Genomic DNA, 24,842 nt, shown 5'->3' with positions numbered 1-24,842 from the left:
TCAGTAATTTAATTGCCTTTTCACTCCTTCTATTAAAGAATCGATTTCAGCAAATGTGTTATAGAATAAAAACGAAGCTCGTATTGTTCCTGGAATACAGAATTGATCCATTACAGGTTCAGTACAATGTTGTCCGGTGCGGACAGCAATTCCCATCGTATCAAGAAACATTCCGACATCAAGTGCATTCAATCCATCAATGACAAATGAAACAACACTTGCCTTTTCTTTTGCAGTTCCGATCAGTCGTACTCCGTCGATAGCAGACAATTTCTCCGAAGCATATTTCAGCAAAGCCTGCTCATGAGCATGCGCTCCTGCCTGATCAATTCCGGAAAAATAATTCAGTCCGGCTCCTAAACCAATTACATCAGCAATATTAGGAGTACCGGCTTCAAACTTATATGGTATCTCATTGTAAGTCGTTTTCTCAAATTTCACTGAACTGATCATCTCACCTCCACCCTGATATGGTGGCATCGCTTCAAGCAATTCAGTTTTTCCAAATAAAACACCTGTTCCTGTTGGAGAAAATACTTTATGTCCTGAAAAAGTTAAAAAATCACAATCCAGTTTTTGTACATCGATTGTTGAATGTACAATACCTTGAGCAGCATCCACCATCACAGGAATATTTCTTTCATGAGCAAGACGAATGATCTCTTTCACCGGATTCACCGTACCAAGAGAATTTGAAGTATGAACTACGCTGACAAATTTCGTTTTATCAGACAGTAATTTTTTATACTCATCCATTATGATCTCTCCTTTTTCATTCATCGGAATGACTTTCAGAGTAGCTCCTTTTTCCTCACAAAGCATTTGCCATGGAACGATGTTACTATGATGCTCCATTGCAGACACAATCACTTCATCACCGGCCTTTACATTCTTCCGGCCATAAGTCGATGCGACTAAATTTATTCCTTCGGTAGTTCCTTTAACAAAAATGATCTCTCTTTCAGAAGAAGCGTTAATGAATTTCTGAACGATTGAGCGAACAACATCAAATTCATTCGAAGCTTTCTGACTTAGATAATGAACACCACGATGAATGTTAGCATTATAATTAGAGTAATAGTCGACCAGTTTATCAATCACCACCTGTGGTTTCTGACTTGTCGCAGCATTATCAAAATAAATCAAAGGTTTTCCATGAGCTTTTCCTTTCAGTACAGGAAAATCTCGTCTGACAGATTCAACATCAAATGGTGCTTTAGTCACCGGATCTGTAATTACACTGTCCATTAATTTTTTGCAATTAATCTTTCGCTGATTCGTGATTTCAATTCTTCACGAAGTGTTTCATTCGTAATTCTGTTGAGAACATCTTCAGCAAAAGCAATGGTAAGAAAAGCCCGTGCCGCTTCTTCACCGATACCCCTACTGCGTAAATAGAAGAGGGCTTCTTTGTCGAGTTGACCGGTTGTAGCACCGTGGCTACATTTAACATCATCAGCGAAGATCTCCAGTTGCGGTTTTGCATTCATGGAAGCTTCGTCAGACATCAAAATATTTTTATTCGATTGATAAGCGTTTGATTTCTGGGCATCTTTACGAACGAAAATTTTTCCGTTGAACACACCTTTAGATCTGCCATCTAAAACACCTTTGTAAAGTTCATTACTCTGGCAATTAGGCATTGCATGATCAACAAGCGTATGATTATCGATCAGCGAATCACCACCACCAACATACAATCCGTTGAGGTTTGCAGTAATATTTTTTCCGTTCAATACAATGTGCAGATTGTTCCGGACTATTTTTCCTCCAAAAGTAATGGTGTGAATATCAAAATTCGAATTCACTGCCTGAGTACATTCAGTATGACTAATATGAATTGTATTAGAATTCTCAAGTTGAATTTTTGACCACTCAACTTTTGCATTCTCTTCCATTACAACTTCAGTAACGATATTGATAAAAGACGTTTCTCTGCCCCGAGAGTGAAAACTTTCAATGACATTCACTGAAGAATTTTTTTCTGCGATAAGCAGATTTCTTGGTAATGCAAGAGTATCAGCTTCACCACCGGAGATGTACATCAGATGAATTGGTTTTTCAAATATTACGCCTTTAGCAATGTGAATGAATGAACCTTCTGAAATATGTGCTGTGTTCAATGCAACCATAGCTTCATTCTGAAAAGAAGCGTGGCGTGAAATATTTTCAACTACTAAAGTATTATCTAAGTTATCGGAAAGATTTCCGATAGTGACCCCTTCAGGAAGGTCATTGAAATTCGAAAGTTCTTCGTTAAATCTTCCATTTTCAAAAACCATAAGAACAACATCTTTTCCGGCGATCATATCATTCACAACATCGTTTTCAGAAAGTGTATGATAAAGTGCGGGATGAAATTCTGATTTAGAAAGTTGTGCGAGATTTGTATACTTCCATTCTTCATGTTTAGTCGAAGGAATTCCTAATGCTTCAAAACGTGCAAGCGCATCTTTTCTGATCTGCTTCAAAACAGCAGGTCCCGCCAGATTATTATTTTCAAAATACCGTGTTAAATATTCCGGCATTGTATTGATCGTTGTATTCATAATGTTTCTGCCAATTATACTTTGGCTGCATCTACTTCTTCTTTGATCCAGTCGTAACCTTTTTCTTCCAGTTCGAAAGCAAGTTCTTTTGTCCCGGACTTTACTATTTTTCCTTTGTACAATACGTGAACGAAATCAGGTACGATATAGTCAAGTAATCGCTGATAGTGAGTGATAACGATGAAAGAACGTTCAGGGCTTCTCAATGCATTCACACCGTTAGCAACAATTCTCAAGGCATCAATATCCAGACCTGAATCAGTTTCATCAAGTATAGAAAGCGTCGGTTCGAGCATTGCCATTTGAAAAACTTCATTGCGTTTTTTCTCACCTCCACTGAAACCTTCATTCACTGAACGCTGCGTCATTGCTTTGTCCATTTCAACGAGTTTCATCTTTTCCTTCATCAACACCAAAAAGTCTTTCGAATCCATCGGCGCAAGACCTTTTGATTTACGAACTTCGTTTAATGCTGTCTTTAGAAAGTTAGCATTCGTTACTCCGGGAATTTCAACGGGATATTGAAAAGCAAGAAATAACCCCTTACGTGCGCTGTCTTCGGGCGACATATCTAAAAGATCCTCTCCATTAAACTTTACTTCACCATCAGTGACTTCATAACTTTCTCTCCCCGCAATACTGAAGCAAGAGTGCTTTTTCCTGAACCGTTAGGGCCCATGATGGCGTGGACTTCTCCTTTACCTACTTCGAGGTTGAAGCCATTTAATATTTCTTTATCTTCTACTCTAGCAGATAGATTTTTAATTGATAGCATTTTTTTTGTTTAATTCTAATGTACTTTATCAACTTTGGTTTGCAGGTTGCAATTTTCAGGTTTGCAGGTTACCAATGAACCAACTTATTTACTTTTATTTTTTTAGGCATACTAATATGCTGTAACATGCAACCAGCAAACAAAATCACCCCACACTTCCCTCTAAAGAAACCGCCAGCAACTTCTGCGCCTCCACAGCGAATTCCATTGGTAGTTGGTTAAAGACTTCTTTGCAATAACCGTTAACAATCAGTCCTACTGCATCTTCGTTAGAGATGCCGCGTTGGTTGCAATAAAAGATCTGGTCTTCGCCGACTTTTGATGTTGTAGCTTCGTGTTCTACTGTTGCTGATTTATTGTTTACTTCAAGATATGGGAATGTATGTGCGCCGCATTTGTCGCCGAGTAATAGTGAATCACATTGCGAATAGTTGCGGGCATTTTCTGCTTTTGGTGAAATGCGAACGAGTCCACGGTAACTGTTATGACTATGTCCACCGGAAATACCTTTTGATACGATTGTACTCTTCGTATTTTTTCCGAGGTGAATCATTTTCGTTCCGGTATCAGCCTGCTGATAATTATTCGTTACGGCTACACTATAGAATTCACCAACAGAATTATCACCTTTCAAAATCACACTCGGATATTTCCAGGTGATAGATGAACCTGTTTCAACTTGCGTCCATGAGATCTTTGAATTATCACCTGCACAAATTCCGCGCTTGGTTACGAAATTATAGATTCCGCCTTTTCCATTTTTATCGCCCGGATACCAGTTTTGTACTGTACTGTATTTTACCTGTGCATCTTTGTGAGCGTAAATTTCTACTACTGCAGCATGCAATTGATTTTCATCACGCATTGGAGCAGTGCAACCTTCCAGATAACTAACGAATGCACCTTCATCAGCGATGATGAGTGTACGTTCGAATTGTCCGGTGCCGGCAGAATTTATTCTGAAGTACGTCGATAATTCCATCGGGCAACGAACGCCTTTTGGAATATAACAGAAAGAACCATCGCTGAAAACTGCGGAGTTCAATGCTGCATAAAAATTATCGGTACTCGGAACGACAGAGCCTAAATATTTTTTTATCAGTTCCGGGTGATCATGAACTGCTTCACTGAATGAACAGAAGATTATTCCAAGTTCAGCAAGTGCTCCGCGAAAAGTTGTTTTTACAGAAACGCTATCGATGACAGCATCAACAGCAACACCTGTTAAACGTTTTTGTTCTTCGAGAGAGATGCCAAGTTTATCAAACGTTGCACGAATTTCCGGATCAACTTCATCCAGTGAGTTCAGTGTAATTTTTGTTTCGGTGCAGAGTAATAGATGATATCCTGAAAATTAATTTCCGGATAATGAACATTCGGCCATTTCGGTTCGGTCATAGTTAACCAATGACGAAAAGATTTCAATCGCCATTCGAGTAACCATTCAGGTTCATTTTTTTTTGCAGAGATGAACCGAACGATCTCTTCGTTCAATCCTTTCGGTGCATTATCGGATTCGATATTACTGACAAAGCCATACTTGTATTCGCTTTGGGTGATATCGTCTATGATCTTTGTATCTGACATGAATCAATGGGAATTAGTCCCTGATGTTTTATTTACTTCTTTATTAAATTAAAAACAACGTTATCGAACGTTATCTTTAATCAGACTTAATCTAATTAAGGAATTCGGGCAAAAAAAATTACACCGAAAAACTTTCACCACAACCACAAGTACGGGAAGCATTTGGATTGATAAAATTGAATCCTTTACCATTCAGTCCATCTGAGAAATCAAGCTCAGTACCAATCAGGTACAGGAAGCTCTTCTTGTCGCAAACGATCTTAATTCCCTTATCTTCAAACACTTTGTCCTCAGGTAATTGCACATTATCGAAGTCCAGTTTGTATGTCAAACCTGAACAACCGCCACCTTCCACACCCACTCGAATGAACGAATCAGCCGGTTTATGGTCTTTTTGAATCAATTCCAGCGCTTTTTCTTTGGCGCGCTCTGTTACCGTTATCATTTTTTGCCTTTCTGCTTTAAAATCAGGTACAAAGGTAGGCTTTCAGGGGGTGAAATCCAACCTTTTTAGTGGGTTTTATGTACTCATAAACAATGCTTTAAAGCAAAAGTTAGCTGATTGAAAGAATTTCCATATTTTTAAGTCCATAGAATATTTAAAAATGAACCTAAAAAACACTTTCATATTACTTGCAACTTTCCTGTTTTCAAGTCTAAACGGAATGGCCCAATTCACACAACTAAATGGTCCAGAGGGATGCTTTCCAAATTGTTTTGCAAAAATTTCAACAGGTATCCTCTGCGGATCAATGCAGAATTTGTATATCTCTCCAAATGAAGGGAGAAATTGGGTAGCATTTTCCGATTTTCAAGGTAAGCAGATTTGTTCTATGTTAACATCTTCTGATACCATAGTACTTCTCTATTTTTCCGGAATTGAAGTTTATGATTCGTACGATAGTATACATGTGACAAAAAGTTTTGATGGTGGCCAAACTTGGCCGCTTGATACACTAATATACACATATATAATTGAACCTTCGCTAAATAGATTTGGCAATAAAATAATTGTAAGTGCAGCTCCAACTATTCTTGAATCTGACGATTTTGGCAGCACTTATTATCCGATAAACATGCCTGATGGTGGAGAGTTTGTAGGATCCGTCTTCAGCAACAATTTTCTTTATCTAGTGAGCTTCGATTCTCTTGAGTCCAAACATTATATTTCTGATACTACCTTAAATTTTTCAAGAATAGACTCACTAGATCAGATTCAACATAAACTTATAATTGACTCTTTAGTATTCGGATATAAATGGGGTCCACCAGGTTTTGTATCAATTATGAAAAGTGAAGACAGAGGTATAACATGGAATACATCAGTGACAATTGACTCAACAATATTTTTCTTCCTTCGGTCAGCAGACAATTTATTATATTGGGTAGATCGATCAAATAATTATACTGTGTCTAGTGATTTTGGTATAACCTGGACAGCTTCTCCAATTCCATATCAAGTACGATATCAGAATCGCTATACTTTGCCAAATGGAGATGAATTATCCTTTAGCAATGAACTTTACAATCTTGTCCACTATATTCCATCTCTCGACTCTGCATATTTATCATGTTCTGGAATCAAAGGTCAATTCATTTTAAATTTAGAAGGGAATAGCAATGTTTTGTATTGCACAGCTGAACTAAATATTCTTAATAAAAGTGAAACTGATGGCCTAAATTGGGATACTATAAATAGAAATATGTCATCAATAATTGTAAGCGGCGACAGCATCTTTTCTACAAATCTTTACTTCATTAGAAGTTACGATCGGGGATTACCTGGCAACAGGGATTAAATACAGGTTCGAGTTCAAACGTCGTTTTATACAGTCCACCTATCAAAATAAATAACAGATTCTATTGCAAAACAAGCACTAAACTTTTTTATAGTGATGACCTTGGGGATAATTGGACGTCACTACCTCCTCTTCCAATCATTTCGGGATGTACTACTAGTTCAAATTTTTCCGGTACGTTATGCGCGATAGGAAATGATCTAATTGCAAATACATTTACTGGCGGCATCTTTAAGTTTGATCCCGTAACATCATCTTGGACATATTTATACTGCATTCCATCCCAGACTAATAATTTATATCTTTCGAATACAACTTTTGTAAATAATATACTTATTTCGACAACTGCTTCAACACTCTATACAAGTTTGGATTCCGGACAAACATGGAATCAATCTCCTTTAAACGGTGTGCCAAGATCACAGAGGAACCCAGCTTACTCCACACTCAATCGTTGGAAGAAATGGCGAGTTAATTGGCTTGCTAAGAAAGAATGGAATTTACACTTCTTCTAATAATGGAATTGACTGGACGCCATTATATTCAAACCTTCCATTTGAATCAAGAAATTTGACATTGATTAATGACAGATTATATATTGGTTCAGAATATCAAGGAATATGGCGGGAAAACACTATTCTTGGTGTTGGTTATATTTCTAATTCAGAAAAAGAATTGTCAGTTTATCCTAATCCAACGAATGGAAACATACATTTAAAAACGCCGGAAAGTATTAATGAAAATATTTTACTTAAAATTTATGATCTACAAGGAATATTCGTAAAATCAGCAGAACTAGAATCAGCAGAAACTGATATTGAACTTGAGAATCTTTCAAATGGTATTTATGTAGGAAAATTACTTTCAGAAAGTGGAAAGGTTAATTATCAATTCAAGATTTCAATTATTAAATAGGTCAGATTAAATTAAGTTGATTGACCATTTTCCGTCTTAAATTATAGTCGGGAATACTCACTCCAGTTTTTTATTCCGACTTCAATACACCATTCCGGTAATTTTTCCCTTTTACTTTTCAAACAACCTGCCACCACCAAATGATCTGTTGATCAAAGTTGCAACACCATTGTCTCCGGCTACTTTTAATAATTTTTTCTCTTAGTACAGTAAATCGATTGAATAATTAAATTGGAAAAATCAATTTTTTCGGAAAAAATTATTTTTGTAAGCTCATCATGCATTGAATCCTGATAGTGTGTGATGCCAATATAATTTTTAATTCCTTCTTCTTTCCATTCTCTTAAAACAGGTAAATGTGTTTTCCAATCAAGCAGAGCAAATAGATTATTGTTTAATGAGTTTTAAATTTCCGGATTCAGAAGTTTTTACATTTGTGATCTGAACAATGTAAACTCCTTTTGAAAGTTTTTCTGTGTTCAATAAATATTCAATGCCAACAAATTTATCAGCAATGAAATTTTTCTTACCAAGAAGATCATAAATTAAAATCTCATAGTTTCCGGTTTCATTGGAGTTGATGATCACACGAGCATGATCCGTGACAGGCATTGGCTGAATAGAAAAGTCAATTGATCTTTTTAAATCGCGAATTCCGGAAACAAGATTATTGCTGAAAGTTCTCATGGTAGTATTCGTCACCACAGGAGCATTCTGATCAAAATAAATATATGCTGTATTATTTACAGGCGTAGGATCAACATTCGATGAACTTCCGCTTATACGGAATAAGATATAACCGTGACTTGAAGCTTCGTCAATATTACTATCAGGTAAAAGAATATTATCAAAATTAAATTTCAGAATGTTATTATTCATTCTTTCTACTGTACACGGATGAGAAGTACCAACCAATTGCATTGATTGAGGGTTCAATCCTGCATCAAGAGTATCCATCACAAAAACATTAAATGCAGTATCATTCCCTGTATTTTGAAAACGGATCTGATATAATAATTCCTGATCCATAACTACAGCGCTGTCTACACCTACACCGAGAGGGAATGCAGATTTATCATTCGGATCATAAGAGCACCTAACGGTATTTGTAAAATGAAGAATATTTTGATTGACTATGACACCAGCTGTGTCAAATTGATTTACTACTCCATTGATCTCAAAAACACTACCAGCCGCTGGAAACAAACAGGACGTTTGAATATTAATAGTTTGTCCGGGAACTAAATTTGCAAAACTATATGTGATTGTTTGACCGTTTACCGTTCCTGCGGGATATGAATAATTATATACCAAATTGGTATCTAATGTCAATTCAACAGTAAAAGAATCTAAATATGTTCCTATATTCTGAAAACTGGTAATGATTCCACCAACTAGATTACAACGTGTAAGCGGAGCAGTAATGGAAGAAGTCATTTCATGATAAAACGTATCCGGCATTATTAAAAAATCAAATCCTGTTGTATCGCTGTTAAGTACAATATTGTATGAAACAGGTCCACCTGCAATTGAAAAATTTCCTATTGCAGAATATTCAATTGTGTAATTTCCTATTGTATCATTTAAAAGATAATTTCCATTTTGATTCGTATAAGCAATTTGCATTGATGGAGTAAGCAATATCTGTTGACCGTTTAAACCTATGTCTGTAGAATCTATTAACCCATTTCCATTCAAATCCCAATAAACGGTACCTGTGATAGAATGATGTCCCGGATAAAGATTAATGGTGTCAGTTACCATACAACCGTTTCCATCAACTGCATAAAATATATAAATCCCACTTAAAAGATTACTCGCTATAGGTGTTGTTACACCATTACTCCACGAATACGAATAAGGAGGAGATCCTCCAAACACACTGGGTGAAATACTTCCATCATTGCAAGTAAAACATGAAGGATAGATTAAATTATAAGTTACACTCAGCGGATTTGCAGAAATTGGAAGAACTGTAGCTGTCGTAGCACCACTACATGTATCACCACTTGCATCGATCGTAAAAAAACTATATACACCGGCAGTCAAGCTGGTTATAGTATATAAACCGGAAGTGGAATTCGGGTTTGCCTGAAAATAAAATGTGTATGGAGCAGTTCCGCTATCTGCTTGTAAAGTTATTTGTCCACTCTGATTATCGCAACCCGAGTTAGTAACACCAATTAACGAAACAGTACATTGAGCAAATAGTTGGTTGATCGAAATAATTAAGAGGAAAGTAAGTAAATATTTTTCATGAGAATTAATTTTAGGGTTAACGGTAAAATATAAATTCAGCAAATGTGGCTATGAAAATAAGAAAAGTTCTTGAGATTCAAAAAGTGGCTGGAAGGAAAGCGATTTTTAGAGCAAATATCAAGTCTGTTTTCTCTCGTTGTATTCTCTTAGGTTGATGAGATGATTCGGTTTAGCATAAAGGACAGGAATTATAAATCTAAATGTAAAACAAAACAATTAATTCATCTTACTATACTTTGGCCTGAGGTATATTAGACTTGAGGAAGATGGGAATTTGGGCAATAATGCACAATATATATGTAAAATAAAATCTCAATTAATAGATTTCACTTCATTTTTTACATTAACTTCCTACTTATAATTATATTCAATATTATGAAAACAACTTTCCCGTTTATAATTCTAATTCTCAATTTTATATACTCATCAGGACAAGACAGCCTTGCAATAACCAGAGGTGAGTTGGAAGTGAGCGGAAATTTATATTCTCAAAGTTATGGTGTAAAAAGATATGATTCCGAAGGACATTTAATAAAAGCAGAAAAAGTTGGACGTACTTTTGATGCTTATTATCCTCAATCTTATGGGGAATATGTAAATTATTATTATGACTTGAATTGGAATTTGATCACAGATAGTAATTTTCTTTCGATTGATACGCTAGGGTATGCTTTAAATAGTGTTCATCATTATTACTATGACCTAAATGACGAACTGACAATTGACAGTTTATTCGATTTCAAGCTTCATATTTTAACAACAGTTGATAGAGATGCCAATAATGATACAATTACAATTGACAGATTTCAAATTGATTCTACATCCTATATTTTTTATGACAAATGGGAGATAACTCGTGATGCATTTGGGAGAGCAATCCTCAGGGAATACTATTTTTATTCTCCGACCGGCATTCCAATACTTAAAGAAAGGCGTACTTGTACATATGATATTAATGGCAACGTCATACTTTTTACTATTCAGTCCATCAACAATACAGTTCTCACTGAAACTTATCGGCAATCATTTCAATATTCTTCAAGTGGTCAACTTGAAATATATGGATTTAGGGGAATGAATTTCGGCATATTTAGCCTATTAGATACTGCAAATTATCAATTCAATGCAGCCGGAAATATTTCTCAAAGTCTGCAGATTAATTATTTTACAGGAACACCTGATTCAACTATTACAATAAACACTTATGATAATAATAATTTTTTAATACAGACTGACATCAATGAAGTCACATCTGTTTCAGGAATTCCAACATATACAACCTACCGTTATCTAATCACAAGAGATCCGATAGGACAACCGATTGATTCTACATGTCAGCAATATATTTCAGGAGTTTATCAGAACACCAACCTATTTCTATTCGATTATACCCAAGCCCCATCAACCATTGATCGTTTCGAAATTGAATGTCCGAGTGGATTATGCAACGACACTGTTAAACTTACAAAATACACTTTCGGAAATTTTGGAGGTTATTTGATAACATACTATTCATTCAATTCCGGGGTGCTGACATATCTCAGTTCCACAGGCATTGAATACAATTCAACAGGAAAAGTACTAAGTGATCGTACAGGTTCAGATGGTTATAATTACTATTTCCAATACGACGTAAATGATAATTTAATTTATTCAGATAGATATCACTATCCGTTAAACCATAAATACGAACATTATTCATGGGTAATTGACACCGTCAATATACTTACAGTTTCTATTAATTTTAGTGACACGATTAGTTGTCAGCGTAGTCCAAATTATGGTCTGATAACTATATCAGGTGGATATCCACCATATTCAATAAACTGGAATGACACTTTAAATATTCTATATCCAAATTCAGAGATGCCAATATTTTTTCCTGATAGTAATACAATGTTTATTCTAACTGTTACAGATTCCATCGGCCAACAAATATCAACATCATTTACTTTGCGTGGCAATAATCATACTCTATCATTGTTTCCAACTACAGCTTGTATTGGAGATACACTTGTTGCAATAGTTTCGCCACCATTATCAGGTAATTATCTGTACAGTCTGGTAGAAGATGGGTCAGTTATTTCTACTTCAAATCAACCAATTTTTGTAATTCCTTTTCCAGCAATTTTCAGATACAAGTCAACACATCTTGTGCAAACAATGTAAGATCAAATGAAATTCTTATTCTCCCGCTGCCGTTTATCCAACTTGGCGCTGATAGGGTTCTTTGTTTAAATGATTCCATCCAACTTAATATTCCTTCTTCCGATTCCATTCTATGGAATGACGGATCCAACAGTTCACAATTTATCATTCACAATCCCGGAACCTATTTCTGTACTTTAATAGATTCAAATCAATGTTCGTCCACTGACACAATAAGTGTTATAGGAAATTCAATTGCACCACCAACTTTAGGGCCTGATACGACCATCTGTATAAACCAATCGATAATTCTAAATGCAGGAACAAATTTCACAAGCTATTTATGGCAGAACGGAGACAGTGGTCCGTTTTTCAATTACACTTCTTCTGTGGCAGATACAATGCTAGCTACTGTCATTGTTACAGATAGTAACAACTGTATTCAATCAGACAGCATATCCATTATTGTTGACATATGTACAAATACTAATAATCTTCACGGTGATTTAATTTCAATTGGCCCAAATCCTTGCCATGAAATATTGAACATATATAATATTTTTCAACAAATAAGAATCGGCTCAATCAGAATCCAAATTTTGGACATGACTGGAAGAGTTGTTGAAATGATAGATGTGACAGGTTCTGAATATTCAGTCAAGATTGATGTCACTCATCTTGAAAATGGTATATATTTAATCAAATTATCCTCGAACGATTTTTCCAGTAGCGCAATGTTCGTTAAAAACTAGCATATGAGATTGATTCTTTTTCTTTGTATATTTATTTAATTTCTGAAAATTCTATGGTAACTAAAATTCAATGTCAATATTCAATCAGATATAATTCAAAAAGTTGACCATTTTCCGACTCAAATCGAAATCCGGAATAGAAACTGAACCGGCACGATAGTTTTCTACTGCATGTTGAACATCAGAAGTTGCAGGAATAACGCATGTAACATTAGGATCAGCAAGAATAAATTTCAGAAAGTACTCACTCCAGTTTTTTATTCCGACTTCAATACACCATTCCGGTAATTTTTTTCCTTTTACTTTTTCAAACAATCTCCCTTCACCAAATGGTCTGTTGATCAAAATTGCAACACCATTGTCTCCGGCAACTTTCATTAATCTTTTTCCGCATGCAATGAATCGATTGAGTAATTAAACTGAACGAAATCAATTTTTTCTGAAGAAATTATTTTGGCAAGTTCATCATGCATTGAATCCTGGTAATGCGTGATGCCAATGTATTTTATAATTCCTTCTTCTTTCCATTCTCTTAAAACGGGCAAATGCGTTTTCCAGTCGAGCAGATTATGAATTTGCATCAAGTCGATTTTCTCCCGCTGCATTTTTTTCATAGATGATTTCATCTGATCGATACCGGCTTGTCTTCCGGTTGTCCAGACTTTAGTTGCGTAGAAAAAATCATTTCTTGATTTTAATTTGGATGTGAGGTTTCCAATAACAGTTTCAGATCTTCCATACATTGGTGAACTATCGATCAATCTTCCGCCACTGTTGTGCAGCTCCTCCAAAACCGGAATTAAGTTTGATTGATTGCTTTCGTCAACATCAAAACTTTGCCACGTGCCGAGACCGATAGCAGGTAGTAATTCTCCTGTGGATGGTATTATCCGTTTAAGCATACCTATTAATTTTAACACTAAGATCACTAAATTTTTAGCACAAGAGCACAAGTGATGCTTTTTTCATAAGTGTTCTTGTGACAAATTTTAGTGACCTTAGTGTTAAAATATAACTCCAGAATACTATTGAATCATAATTTTCTTAAACACCCTGTCCTTCGTTCCGCTATTTACAATAACATAATAGATTCCTGAAATGAAGTGATCATTCTTGATCGCAACGGAAGCAACTCTGTCGTTCAATGTGATGTTTTGAGAGTATTGCTCTTTACCAAGCATATCAACGATCTTCAGTTCGACTTCCTGATTTCGACTTCCGGAAATGCTAACGTTAATGAACGGACCGACTACCGGATTCGGATAAACTTCCAAAGTTAATTCATCAGGTTTATTCAGATCTATAGAAACAGTTCTTGAGTATTCTTCATTGCCATTGAAGTCAGTTTGTTTCAAACGATAGTATGAAGTACCCGGATATGGTCTCGGATCAACAAATGAATAAGACTGGAAGTGTGTTGAGTTACCTTTTCCGGAACGATACCAACTTTTTCATATATAAAGAAGTCGATCGTTTTTTCTACAGTAAAGAAATCATTATTTGTTTCACTTGCAGTTGCCCATGTACAAAGCACATTAGGATTTGTTTCCTGATCTGTGAGTTGTGCATTGAAATAAAGTAATTCAACCGGCAGCGGAATTAAACAACCTGTACTTGCAAGTGCACCACCGTCGTGAATTCCTCCATTCAGGAATGTAAATAATGTTGCGCATTCGTTTCTAACACCTTTTGAATGTCCATCGAATGGTCCACCACTGAAAATTGATCCCGGTGGTGCAGGACAAGCATCAATATTTGCAGAGAAGCCATCATATGATCCTCCGAAGTAAATTGAAACTGTCGATGGACAAGTGGTTTTGCTATTTGAGAATCCATTATAAGAACCTCCGGTAAAAATTTGTGCAACCGGTAAACATGCAATACCGTTATTTGCAAAGCCATCATAAGAACCTCCTTTGTAGATCGTCGCAGCAACAGCACATGAAGTTCCTGAATTGGAAGAACCATCATATGCTCCGCCTTTGAAGATAATACTCATCGGTCCGCAAGTGAGACTGCTGACAGAACTTCCCTGGTATGGACCGCCTTTGTAAAAAGCTGTAATTGGTAATGGACAAGAAGTTCCAATAACTGAGTGTCCATCATAAGGTCCACCGGAGAATATAGTAGCAGCAACAGAGCAAGAAATTTTTCCAACTGCTAAACCATCATACGAACCACCGTGATAAATTGCTGTAATTGGTGGTGCACATAAAGTTGAATTAATAGAATGGCCATCATAAGAACCACCTTTGTAGATATCCGCCAGACATGCGATGTAACTGTCCATTGAATAACCGCTGAATGAACCTCCTGAATAAATTGTAGACTGACAAGTTGTGAAATCCTGACTATTTCCATCGTAAGGCCCACCTGAATAAATACTGGCAGCAAATGTACATGATGAAACCGTATTTACAGAAAACCCACTATACGAGCCACCGGTAAACACAGAGACTGAAATACATGTTGTGCTACTTGAACTGAAACCATCATAAGGTCCGCCGTTATAAATATTGATCGGGCTTGGACAAGCAACAAAAGGATTACTTGCATACCCATCATAAGATCCACCAATAAAAATACTGGCAGCAACCGGACAAGCGACACCATCTTCTGAAGTTCCATCGTAAGGTCCACCTCTGTATATCAGATTTGAATACACACATGAGAATCCTGAAGATGAGAATCCATCATAGGGGCCACCCTTATAAATGCTGGCAGCAACAGCACAGCTTGCTGAATTCAAACTGAATCCATCATATGAACCGCCTTGATAAATTGCAGTGATTGGTGGCGGGCAAGAGATGCTATTAAGATGAAATCCATCATAAGATCCGCCTGAGTAAATTGAAAATGAAGTCGGACATGGTGCAAATTTATCGACAGAAGAACCATCATATGGGCCACCAAAAAATATACTGAGTGAAGAAAAGAAACAATTAGAAGCTGTATCTACTGCATAGCCACTATAAGATCCGCCTTTAAAATAGAAGCCGAAACTATACAAGATGTTTTACTGGTAGAAAAACCATCGTATGGACCACCGGTATAAATTGGTGGCGAAGTTGTAACACATGTACCGGCACTAAGGCTGAAACCATCGTATGCACCACCGGTAAAAACGGAAGCTGCAACAGTACATTCAAATTTGTAAACTGAAAATCCGGAATTTCTTCCGCCATTATAAATATTTCCCTGACAACTATTCCATGAATTAAATCCACCGCCATTGAAAGCTCCGCCACTGTAAATTGTAGTTGCACAAACAATCGCGCTCATTGAAGAACCCTGGTAAGATCCACCTTTGTAGATTTCAACCATTGTACATGAAGTCATGCTGACACCTATGCCGTCATATGAACCACCTTTATAAATATTTGCTGAACTTGAACAGGAAACAGTTTGCGACAATGAAGATCCGTCATTTGATCCTCCTGAAAATGGTGAGTAAGTTGAAACGCAAGAACTAATTGAAACAGCAGAACCACTATAATCTCCTCCCCTGTATTGCGAAAATGCAGGGAGCCTGAATAAAATAATTAAGGCGAGGATAAAACTGGTCCGCATAAATTTTATTATAGATCAACACTAACATGCATTGTCAAACCGGAAGCATCTAATTAATGCAATCAACGATCAGCCAGTACAACTGCTAAAGTGATTAAACTTTTACTATTAAATTTTTTTGTAATGATTTAAAATAAGTAATAGGAAGAGATGTAATATCTCTGTCCTATTACTATTTCAATAACACTTTCCACGAAGGATCATCCAAGGTCCTTGAGAAAGGATAAAATGATAAAGAGATTATCTGATACCCCGTCCGCCATTTTGAGCATTTCTACCAATTTGGTTCGGGTTATTATACATATAGTTTCTATCAGATACCTGAAGCTGTGCAATACCGTTGTTATAAGCACCGCCGCGTAAACCGATTAAGTTTGCAGCACTACCGTTAGTCGCAGTTGTGTTATTGGCAGGCCATGTAGTAACATCATGTTGACCTGCAGCATCAAGTGCTCCATTTCCCCATGTACGAGTCAAAGCATTAGAAGCAGGCGTTGAGTGAATACCAACATAATATTCCATTACATTTCCACTCATATCCATGATACCGAAATAAGAAGCACCTGCTGTCTGACGAGTACTGCTTGATGTAGCATAGATCCCAACACGTGCAGGTCCAATGGCACCGTCACCGTTAGTATAAGTACCGTTACCATATGTGCAATTTCCGGCGATGAAAGTTTCTGTTCCATTTTCCGTTGCAGCACCTGCGAAAGTTGTTCCCGGGGCGATAACAAGATTTCCCCAGGCATATTCACCTAAAGTTGATCCGTTACCACGACAAGCTTTTTCAAATTCTGTTTCTGATCCCGGACGTAAACATGCCCAATCAAGATATGCAGTAACATCAGCCCATCCTAAAAAGTTTTGAGCTCTGTCGGGACGAGTTGTTGAATATGGAAGTACTGCTTGTTGAAGTTGATTTCTGTTTGTACCAAAGCTTCCCGGTGCACGGGTAGTTTGTTGTGCAGTTCCAAGTGTGTTCAGGAATTCCATATACTGACCTTCTGTAATTTCATACTTTGTCATATAGAATCCGTAATTGCCTTTTGGAAAAGCAGCCGATACGTTATTTACTGTAAGTACAGAACCAACCGGTTCGTTGTTCATATAAAAAGTAGATGTACCTGTTTCAAAAGCACCTGTAACTGTCATAGATGCAGAGTTCAGAACGTTTGAACCAAGGAAACTATTTACAGCAGCAGTAGTACCGCTACCATCACCAATTGTAAAATCACCTTGAGGAACGTAAACCATTTCTATTCCGAAAACATTTACGCTTAAGTTTGTTCCCGGACCAGGAAGGGCAGGAACGTTTAGTACAACAGTTGAGGCAGCCAGAGTTCCGGTACCTGTAACTTTTGGACGCAACATAATACCATCCGTAAAATCAAGTGTTGCACCTTGAGCAACGCTTTCAGTAATACCTGATGTACCATTCCAGTTGACAGAAGTCATTGCTTCCAGTGAAGCAGGAATAGTATGATTCGCAAGTACATTACTTAAAGCTCCATGTGTAAATGGAATAGCTGATGTAGCATTACAATCTTTATACTTAATAAAGATCCATACTGCATCCCAGTTGTTAGGAACTCCGGTACCGGCAATGTTCCAGCTATTATCCCATGACACAGAGAAAGAAACTGTCTTTGCAGTCTGATTCACGGAGATACCGGTGATCTGAAGATTGTTTGCTGATACAATTCCATTTAGGGATAGAATTGAGAAAACAAGTATTAAACTTGTTTTGATTTTATTTACAAAGCGTTTTGTTTTGTAAACAGAATTCACCTCCATAGAGGCATTGTGTGGATGAATTTTCATAATGGATATGTGTGGTATTTATTTAATTTCAATTAAAATGCTTCTGCAAATTCTTTGGAAAGAAATTGTGAAAGCAGATAATTCCAAGTGTGGGCTTAGACCTATCTGTGAATTCAAACGGCAGCTTAGAAATTAAAGTTCCTTGAAATTAAGTTAAAATGACTCATTTTGAATTTTTCCAAGATTGAAATTCTGAAGAATAACTGTAAGAAAATTGAACTTTTCTATAGTGTTCATTTATAATTTCAGAAATTCAGAATACAATAAATTGGAAACATCCTGTTATATAATATCATTTTAATGAAAATAGTTGTTTAAATAAAAATGCCGACAGAAAATAAGATGTAAGAAAAGATTGTAATGAGTTAAGACTATTTGAAGTACAATTTTACTTTACAATTCAATTATCCGGAATTTTTCAGCAACTCCCACGACCGGGGCTTTTGCAGCAATTCGGAATGTTGAACTATCTACGGTCAGATATTTTCCGTTAGCTGCCTGAAATGCTACTGTTGAATCTGAAAATTCAATAATCCGAAAAGTTTCTTCTTCTGATCCTGTTATTTTATTCGCTTTAATTTCAGACATCGAATCTTTCTCCAGATGCAAAATCAAATTTGTTTGAGCCTTTATCATACATTCTCCATTCTCAAATCTGATCATTAAAAACGTTTCCCAACTTTGGGCAATATCTCTATTGGCTTCAAGCACCGGATTTTCATTATCAATCGCGGAAATATATTTCCCATTAAATGCTTTTAGATTGATCTTCGTCCGGCTAATTTCTTTCCTTCCAAAATCGTTCAAATGTTGAACTAAAGAATAATCCGTCTTATTGAATTCACACCATTCTTTGAGTGTTCTGTCACGTGGCTCATAGAAAAAATTCAGATAATTACCCGGATCGAAACCGGTATAAGAATTTACACATTTAATATTTAATTCCTGACAAGCGATCATTACATCAAGTGCCCTTGCGACATATCCCATATAACCGCTTTCTTCCGGGCCGACATAAGTATGAAATGCCATGTAGGCTATTGCAGAATATTTTGGATCATACTGTTTTTCGATTCTCGCCTTAACATCGGCTATACGAGACTGAGATGTTTCTTTATCAAATCTCTTTACTTTATTAGCATCAACCTGGTTTTCTATAACTACTAAAACCGGCAATAAGTAAAGTAAGAATTGCATTTTCGGAAATGCCTGAATTATACTTTTAAATGAAAATACAAATACAAGAATGAAAACAAATACTTCCAGATTAATAATTCGGTCAATAGATCGCATTGATGAAAATCCGGGAATTTTAAAAATGTATTCATATAAAGTGAATCCATTAATGTTCAGACAAAAAATTACACAAAGAAATAATGTAGTTAAGAAAAATAGATTCTGCTTCTTATTAAGTTTATCGTTCTTTTTAAAAAACAACAAAAAGACTGTTGTTAAGACTCCAATCCAAGGAAGTGCCCCAACAAAAAGATAGTGATTCCACCAAACATCGAGTTTACCGATACCATGATCAGATAACACATTCCATACTGCGGATGAAGGAGTTGCGAAAAAATAAGATCTGAGATGCGGAATGGTCGAAAATGCTGATTCAAATTTGCGCATACCCATTGTTTTTGCAACATCTAGATATGGTTGAATCAATGGAAACAAAAGTACGATTGATGCAATAATTGTTACTGCTAACGTTGCTAAATATTTCTTCTCTTTAAACCCAGAAAAGACTTTGAAATCTTTGTAAACAATAAAATAGGAAATGCTTAGAAACATAAGAATGTAGATCAGTAAAAATGCAAGATAGATCCCGCAATAAAACTGATAGATAAGTCCAAGTGACATAAAAATAAAATACTTTGACTTTCCTTCAGAAAGAAACTTCCAGCACCAGAAAATTACAAGTGGTGCAATAAATTTTGGCAATACCTGAACATGATCAAATTGACCCAGATTATAAATTGAAAAGGCAAAAATATAAGCACCTACGGAGGATAAGATATTTTCTCCGGACCATTTTTTCAATGCAATGAAACAGAAAATATAATTAAGTACAAAGAGCGAGATAATCCATAACAAAAATGAAGTTTCCCGGTCTGTCCCAAATCTGAATACGCTATAAATGGGAAGTGTTCCGATTAAATTATCTGATAATGCAGTTACGTTTTTATATGGATATAAAAATGGTGCATTCCAAAACGAATCAATTTGCCCTGTCAGATACTTATGCCCATGTTCAAGAATATAATTGTTAAATCGGGTATCACCCAGATCTCCGGGCATTTTAGAAAGATTGGTTTCTATAATTTTTAATGGCATTGAATACAAACCACAAATCAAGAGTAAGACGGGAAAGATGTATTGTAACTTACTTTTCATTATTTGTTTGTTCAATTAAGTAAAAACTCAAATTCAGGTGCATTCGTTCTGATAAGTCTGCAATGTAAAAATTTTATTCTGCTGATAGTAGTTGCAGAATAAATTTTTGAACTCTACCTTTATACTATGTACAAAATAATCTATGTTCTTTTCGTAATCCTGCTTTCTTCAAGTTGCTCCTCACGAAAACCTGAATCAGGTATTTCGGTTTCAGACACGACAGCAGTGCAGGAAATTCCCAAATCTGGATCAGTTACGATAAGGGACATGAGTCGGTTTCCGGATATTAAAAATCAGAACAATCTGAATAAGATCGTCAGAGAACTGGAAACTTCAGAATGTGTTGACGAAAATGGTGTTGGTTTTGCTGCTGAGTACACCCGTACTTATGCATTGTATGAGCGAATGACACAACTGGCAACCGAACAGCAATTATTCGGATTACTCAGAAACAAGAGCGCAGTTGTAAGAGTATATGCATTCAGGGCTTTGGCTACAATGAAATACAGTTCGGCCAATTCCGGAAAAGCCATTCTGGATTCAGATACAAATCATGTTTGTTGGTTTGTAGGCTGTGTGAAAACGGATACGGTGGTTTCGTTTTTTTCCCGCTCTGAAGAGTAAGGTTAATTATTAATTACTAATTTCCTTATTTCGGGCAGTGCATTATAGAGCTGATCAAACGAATCAATAACAAAATATTTATCCTGGAGAATATCGGTTCTGAAATCGGTTGACATGATTTTATTTACATCAAAGTTCAATTTTTCACATTCATTACTCAGACAATGTTTAGTTTCTCCATTAGAAGAAATTATTCCGGCGCCATAGATCTTTAATTTATCATTCTCTCTGATCAATCCGAATTCAATAGTGAACCAATAAATTCTTCCAAGCAGTTCGATTGCTTTCGGATCATCAATATGTTCAAGGGCTATATCGCTGATACCCTTGAAGAAATTGCAATATGCAGTATTGCTTAAAAGTGGAACATGAGCAAATACATCATGAAACATATCCGGCTCTTCTATATAATCAAGTTGTTCAAATGATCGCAACCAGCAGGTAGCTGTAAATTTTTTTTCAGACAGGTATTTGAAAAATTCTTTTTGCGGACTGATATTAGGAACTACATGCAGATTCCAACCTGTCAGATCGTTCAAAGTTGAATTGACCTCGTTAAAATCCGGGATCTTATCGTTTCTGAAATTGACAATTTTCAATGCGTCGAGATAATTCCGGGAAACTGTTTGTGACAAAATATCCATTTGCCGGTCAAACAATATTTTCCATACCCGGAAATCTTCGTCGGTATAATCAGAATAAATTTGTGAATTGGGCCTGTTCATTCTATGTTAAGTTTATTCGAAGAGAGTTTGTACGAAATTCTCAGGACAATTGTTCTGCACTTTCTCTTTTCTTTAAATAACTAAAGCCCATTGATGCTACAATAAATATTCCACCCATTATCCACCACATTACAGGAAATCCAAAATTGTAGGCGATCTGACTACCTGCTGCGGGACCAAGTACTTGAGCAACAGCCCATGCCATCGTAAACAGACCGGCATATTGTCCACGGTTATGCGCATTTGTTCTGCTCATAGCATGAGAGTTCATAAAAGGCAGAGAAAATATTTCACCACCAACACAAATCAATGTAGAAATAAGCGCAAGTAAAAATCCTCCGGGAAATAAATTGAAAATCAGGTATGAAAATCCTAATAACACTGAACCCAGAGATATCAATTGCAGTGTGTTTCTTTTCCCGTCAATAGAATGTACAATGATCATTTCAAATGCTGTAATTACCAATCCATTCAGAGCCATTAAAATTCCAATTGATGTTTCAGCTAAATTCAATTCTCTTTTGAAATATACCGGTTGAGTAGTAAACAACTGAAAAAAAGTAAATGCATAAAGGAACACACAGATTATGTAAATCAGATAATTTTTATCTCTGTAAGGAGATCGGATCACATCCGGTTTCTTTTCTACCGCTTTGTGAACCGATTTTATTTTAGAAGGCGCAAGTGCGAAGTAGAGAAAAAATGCCGCAAGAATATTAGTAATGCCATCGATCCAGAACAACAAATGATAATTTGTTGAAGCGATAATTCCACCTAATGCACCACCGAAAGCCCAGCCAACATTTATAGCAAGGCGATTCAATGCGAAAGATCGCGTTCTGTTTTCAAGTGTACTATAATGAGTAATAGCAGAAGAATTTGCCGGACGAAATGCTTCATTAATAGACGCAAGGATAAAACTTGCAATACAGATCTGCGAAAACTCCGTAAGTTGTCCTATCACAAAGAACATTAATCCACCACCTAACAAAGCAAACAGCTGGATAAAATAGAATCCAAATTTGTCTGTTAGTTTTCCTCCTAACCAGCCACCAACTACTGCTCCGCAGCCAAAACATGCCATCACCCACCCTGCTTTTCCAATAGTGTAACCTAATGCAGTCGTCAAGTAAAGAGTCATGAAAGGCATAACCATAGTCCCGGCCCGGTTCACGAACATAACCATTGACAACAACCAGGCAGGTCTGGACAACCCGCTGTATGCATCACGATATAAATTTTTTATTTTTTTCACTTTGAATTTTATTTAAACCAAATGACTTTTTTTTTAAAAATAAAAAAGGGGATAATTTTCTAAGAAACTATCCCCTTCCAATGAATATTTAAAATATTCAATTGAATGAGACAATTCCAAATTGATCGTATTTTCTTTTCTGGCCGAAGATCATTAAATTATTGTCGTCTACTTGTTCACAGACTCTTGGTTGAATAACGACTTCGACTTCTTTATTGTCAAACAATGTTTCACGAGTTAATTTCCCTTGATTATTAATTCTTGCAATGGTGACAATTCCATTTCTATCTCTCAAATTGAAATTCTTCAGGTTTCTGGTTGTTTCAATTTCTAAATTATCTCTGTTATCATTGTAAATAAATCCAATGAAATCATCTGTTACCATTAAAGCAAATGACGAATAACTTCCGCCATCATTTTTTGAACGCTGGCGTTTTGGAACTTTCTTCGACCATTCGATTTTTCCTTCAGCATCAATATTAACTACGATTATATCGTTATAATTATAGATCGTGGCACTACAAGTCATATTATTACCGCAAGGGTAAGTGTACGTATAAATATAGATCTGTTCAGCAACCAGTATGGCACCACCGTCTGATCTTTTTATCAATGACCTTAAGTGATATGAGCCGAGTTCCATTTCCTTACCTTTTTCTTCATTCTTTTTTGCTTTCTTTTCTTCCTTTTCGGTCATGTATTCGGTCATGAAATCCATATCGAATTCCTTAAAATTAGAAGCTTTGACTTGCTTTGAAATTGGATCAAGAGTAAGGAAAAAGGCACCATTAATACCTCCTTTTCCCAGATTACTATAGAAGCCTGCACATGTGATATCACCATCCTTATTAATTCTGAAAGTAATATCCGCTATAAATTTGTCTTTGAGTTTAACTTCATAATCAATGGTTGAATTTCCCTGATCATTGAATACAATAATATGATGAGTATAGTTTACTTCTTTTTTCACCCAACTATCCTTATCGCGATACAAAATTCCTAAGACATAAAAATTCCCGTTATCATCTACCATAAATCTATTTGTTCTGAACAGTGTATTCTGATATGGCAATTGAATATTTTTTTTCCAGGTAATATTCAGAGCATTATCAAACATGATCACATTGAATTTTTCGTTCTCATCTTTCTCAACAGGAATTTCTTCAATAACCATCAGGTAACTATCATTTGCAGAAGTGTAGATTGAGAAATCTCCTTTTTCCCTTCTTTTTTCATATTGAATTGCGGCAATTTTTTTATCGCTTCCTACAGACGTCATCGTTTTCTTATTGACTTCCTCAGCCAATAGTGTAGTTGTTTTCGTGTCCTTATCAATATTAGTTTTGAAAACATATAAGCGATCTGCGAAATAGACTCTTTCAAATAGACTAAATCTTTCTTTCGTTTCTCTGTTCTTTTCTTCAAAAATAAAGTTGACAGGGTTATCAAGATTTTTATCCAGTTTTTCTATTGTAAGATCATTTTTAAGTCTGGCACCGAAGTAATAGAAATCATCGTCCATTCCGATCAAATCGGAAATTGATCCGCTGTTGGTGCCTTTTAGTTGCGGTCCCCATTTAACAGAAAATTTACCTAATCCATTTTGAGCAAATAGATTTACGTTCAGTAAAAGAAGTAATAAAAATAATTTCAATTTCATATGACTTGG

17 protein-coding genes and 3 pseudogenes are annotated in these 24,842 nt (G+C 36.0%); 5 read left to right on the top strand and 15 right to left on the bottom strand.

The genetic code is table 11. The features are described 5' to 3' along the window. From IPL24_17680 to IPL24_17660, 5 genes and pseudogenes are all read right to left on the bottom strand, one after another. Complete coding sequence (locus IPL24_17680) at positions 1-1,248, bottom strand: cysteine desulfurase (GenBank protein MBK8365425.1); 1,248 nt, start codon at positions 1,246-1,248, stop codon at positions 1-3. Next, entirely contained in the window at positions 1,248-2,549 is a 1,302-nt protein-coding gene (gene sufD, locus IPL24_17675) for a Fe-S cluster assembly protein SufD (GenBank protein MBK8365424.1), read from the bottom strand. The genes IPL24_17680 and sufD overlap by 1 nt, the downstream gene beginning before the upstream one ends. A gap of 14 nt (positions 2,550-2,563) precedes the next feature. Beyond that, positions 2,564-3,324, bottom strand: a pseudogene (gene sufC / locus IPL24_17670) (Fe-S cluster assembly ATPase SufC). 145 nt (positions 3,325-3,469) lie between these two features. Continuing rightward, positions 3,470-4,911, bottom strand: a pseudogene (gene sufB / locus IPL24_17665) (Fe-S cluster assembly protein SufB). Positions 4,912-5,029: 118 nt separating this feature from the next. Next, positions 5,030-5,356 (bottom strand): iron-sulfur cluster assembly accessory protein, encoded by a 327-nt coding sequence (locus IPL24_17660; GenBank protein ID MBK8365423.1) that lies wholly within the window; start codon positions 5,354-5,356, stop codon positions 5,030-5,032. Between the two features lie 160 nt (positions 5,357-5,516). Between IPL24_17660 and IPL24_17655 the strand changes: the two genes are divergently transcribed. Both IPL24_17655 and IPL24_17650 read left to right on the top strand, forming a co-directional pair. Further along, the gene (locus IPL24_17655; GenBank protein ID MBK8365422.1) at positions 5,517-6,710 is read left to right on the top strand and encodes a hypothetical protein; all 1,194 of its coding nucleotides are present in this window, start codon (positions 5,517-5,519) and stop codon (positions 6,708-6,710) included. 408 nt (positions 6,711-7,118) lie between these two features. Further along, the gene (locus IPL24_17650) at positions 7,119-7,625 is read left to right on the top strand and encodes a T9SS type A sorting domain-containing protein (GenBank protein MBK8365421.1); all 507 of its coding nucleotides are present in this window, start codon (positions 7,119-7,121) and stop codon (positions 7,623-7,625) included. Positions 7,626-8,012: 387 nt separating this feature from the next. On the opposite strand, the gene IPL24_17645 is transcribed toward IPL24_17650, so the two are convergent. Then, positions 8,013-9,926 (bottom strand): T9SS type A sorting domain-containing protein, encoded by a 1,914-nt coding sequence (locus tag IPL24_17645; protein MBK8365420.1) that lies wholly within the window; start codon positions 9,924-9,926, stop codon positions 8,013-8,015. A gap of 333 nt (positions 9,927-10,259) precedes the next feature. On the opposite strand from IPL24_17645, the gene IPL24_17640 reads away from it, so the two are divergent. Further along, complete coding sequence (locus IPL24_17640) at positions 10,260-12,053, top strand: hypothetical protein (GenBank protein ID MBK8365419.1); 1,794 nt, start codon at positions 10,260-10,262, stop codon at positions 12,051-12,053. 368 nt (positions 12,054-12,421) lie between these two features. Further along, positions 12,422-12,784, top strand: a complete 363-nt coding sequence (locus tag IPL24_17635) for a T9SS type A sorting domain-containing protein (protein ID MBK8365418.1) — start codon at positions 12,422-12,424, stop codon at positions 12,782-12,784. A gap of 84 nt (positions 12,785-12,868) precedes the next feature. Here IPL24_17635 and IPL24_17630 read toward each other — a convergent pair. The 6 genes and pseudogenes from IPL24_17630 to IPL24_17605 form a co-directional block, all read right to left on the bottom strand. Then, a pseudogene (locus IPL24_17630) lies at positions 12,869-13,686 on the bottom strand (aldo/keto reductase). Between the two features lie 123 nt (positions 13,687-13,809). Continuing rightward, positions 13,810-14,139, bottom strand: coding sequence for a T9SS type A sorting domain-containing protein (locus IPL24_17625; protein ID MBK8365417.1), 330 nt, complete (start codon positions 14,137-14,139; stop codon positions 13,810-13,812). Continuing rightward, on the bottom strand, positions 14,136-15,794 hold the full coding sequence (locus IPL24_17620) for a hypothetical protein (protein ID MBK8365416.1): 1,659 nt from the start codon (positions 15,792-15,794) through the stop codon (positions 14,136-14,138). Before IPL24_17620 ends, IPL24_17625 begins: the two co-directional genes overlap by 4 nt. Further along, entirely contained in the window at positions 15,740-16,354 is a 615-nt protein-coding gene (locus tag IPL24_17615) for a hypothetical protein (protein MBK8365415.1), read from the bottom strand. Before IPL24_17615 ends, IPL24_17620 begins: the two co-directional genes overlap by 55 nt. Positions 16,355-16,594: 240 nt before the next feature. Then, positions 16,595-18,178: an SUMF1/EgtB/PvdO family nonheme iron enzyme gene (locus tag IPL24_17610; GenBank protein MBK8365414.1), complete on the bottom strand. Its 1,584-nt coding sequence runs from the start codon at positions 18,176-18,178 to the stop codon at positions 16,595-16,597. 393 nt (positions 18,179-18,571) lie between these two features. Next, a complete protein-coding gene (locus IPL24_17605; protein ID MBK8365413.1) occupies positions 18,572-20,569 on the bottom strand; it encodes a hypothetical protein in 1,998 nt (665 codons plus the stop codon). A 126-nt stretch (positions 20,570-20,695) separates the two neighbouring features. Here IPL24_17605 and IPL24_17600 point away from each other — a divergent pair, with 126 nt between their 5' ends. Then, the gene (locus IPL24_17600; protein MBK8365412.1) at positions 20,696-21,193 is read left to right on the top strand and encodes a hypothetical protein; all 498 of its coding nucleotides are present in this window, start codon (positions 20,696-20,698) and stop codon (positions 21,191-21,193) included. A gap of 2 nt (positions 21,194-21,195) precedes the next feature. Here IPL24_17600 and IPL24_17595 read toward each other — a convergent pair whose 3' ends face one another. The 3 genes from IPL24_17595 to IPL24_17585 all read right to left on the bottom strand — a co-directional run bounded on the left by IPL24_17595 (position 21,196) and on the right by IPL24_17585 (position 24,833). Beyond that, the gene (locus IPL24_17595; GenBank protein ID MBK8365411.1) at positions 21,196-21,918 is read right to left on the bottom strand and encodes a phenylalanine 4-monooxygenase; all 723 of its coding nucleotides are present in this window, start codon (positions 21,916-21,918) and stop codon (positions 21,196-21,198) included. Between the two features lie 40 nt (positions 21,919-21,958). Beyond that, a complete protein-coding gene (locus IPL24_17590) occupies positions 21,959-23,104 on the bottom strand; it encodes an MFS transporter (GenBank protein MBK8365410.1) in 1,146 nt (381 codons plus the stop codon). 166 nt (positions 23,105-23,270) lie between these two features. Beyond that, positions 23,271-24,833, bottom strand: coding sequence for a hypothetical protein (locus IPL24_17585; protein MBK8365409.1), 1,563 nt, complete (start codon positions 24,831-24,833; stop codon positions 23,271-23,273). Positions 24,834-24,842: the final 9 nt, after the last annotated feature.

The sequence above is a fragment of the Bacteroidota bacterium genome (assembly GCA_016711505.1).
Taxonomy (GTDB): Bacteria; Bacteroidota; Bacteroidia; order AKYH767-A; family 2013-40CM-41-45; genus JADKIH01.
Note: the sequence above shows the minus strand (reverse complement) of the source record. Positions and strands in the feature narration are given on the sequence as shown.